1 protein-coding gene is annotated in these 1,225 nt (G+C 66.7%); it reads right to left on the bottom strand.

Annotated elements, in window-relative coordinates:
- Positions 1-1,117: IS256 family transposase (locus tag OUY22_RS36625; RefSeq protein ID WP_408638260.1), on the bottom strand; the 1,117-nt coding region annotated here is incomplete at its 3' end.
- Positions 1,118-1,225 lie beyond the last annotated feature (108 nt).

The raw sequence follows: 1,225 nt of genomic DNA, 5'->3' as shown, positions 1-1,225 counted from the left end.
CGCGTGAGCCCGGTCCTTTGGTGACCTTGGTGCGGTGCCGGACGGTGGCGAAGGTCGACTCGATGGGGTTGGTCGTGCGTAGGTGCACCCAGTGTTCGGCCGGGTAGTCGTAGAAGGCCAGCAGTTCGTCGAGGTCGTCGGTGACCTTGGCGACGGCCTTGGGATACTTGGCGCCGTAGGTGGCCTTGAAGTCGGTGACCGCGCGTTCGGCGTGGTCCTTGTCCTCGGCGTTCCAGATCTCCGCCAGCGCCTTCTTCGCGCCCGGGTGGGCCGACTTCGGCAGCGCCCCCAGCACATTAGAGATCTTGTGAAACCAGCACCTCTGGGCTCTGGTCTGCGGAAACACCTCACCGAGCGCCGACCAGAAGCCGAGCGCGCCATCGCCGATGGCCAGCACCGGGGCGCGCATGCCGCGCCGCTTGCAGTCACGCAGCAGATCGGCCCACGACTCGGCCGACTCCCGGTAGCCGTCGCTCAGCGCGACGAGCTCCTTTCGGCCGTCGGCGCGAACGCCGATCATCACCAGCAGGCACAGCTTGTGCTCCTCCAGCCGGATGTTGACGTGGATACCGTCGACCCACAGGTAGACGTAGTCCACCATCGACAGGTCCCGCTCGCTGAAGGTGCGCTGCTCGGCCTTCCACTGCTCGGTCAACCGGGTGATCACCGAAGCGGACAGGCCGGCCGAGCTGCCCAGGAACTGGCCCAGCGCCGGCACGAAGTCTCCCGAGGACAGGCCGTGCAGGTACAGCAGCGGCAGCACCTCGGTCAGCTGCGGGGTCTTACGCGCCCAGGCGGGCAGGATCGCCGAGGAGAACCGCTTACGCTCGCCGGTTTCCGCATCGATGCGCCTGTCGTTGACCCGCGGGGCCTTGACCTCGATGGCGCCCACACCGGTGAGCAGGTCTCGAGGCTGGTGATAGCCGTTGCGCACGACCAGGCGGCGGCCGTTGTCGTCGCGCTCGTCGGCGAACGCGGCGATGTAGGCGTTCACCTCGGCCTGCAAGGCAGCAGCGAGCATCTTGCGGGCGCCCTCGCGGACGATCTGGTCGATCAACGACGACGAGCCTGCCGGGGTGTGGTCGTCAGCGGGCATCTCGGGCACTACGGTGAGCACGGGTGTGCCTTCCCGACCGACGTTGGCGCGTCGGCCTTATCTCGAAACCTTGATCAGATGATTCGGGAAGGTACACCCCTTCCCGTCAGATCCACAGGTTTCGATCAT

Origin of the sequence: Nonomuraea corallina, assembly GCF_027620315.1 — a bacterium.
In the GTDB taxonomy this organism is placed as follows: domain Bacteria; phylum Actinomycetota; class Actinomycetes; order Streptosporangiales; family Streptosporangiaceae; genus Nonomuraea; species Nonomuraea corallina.
Note: the sequence above shows the minus strand (reverse complement) of the source record. Positions and strands in the feature narration are given on the sequence as shown.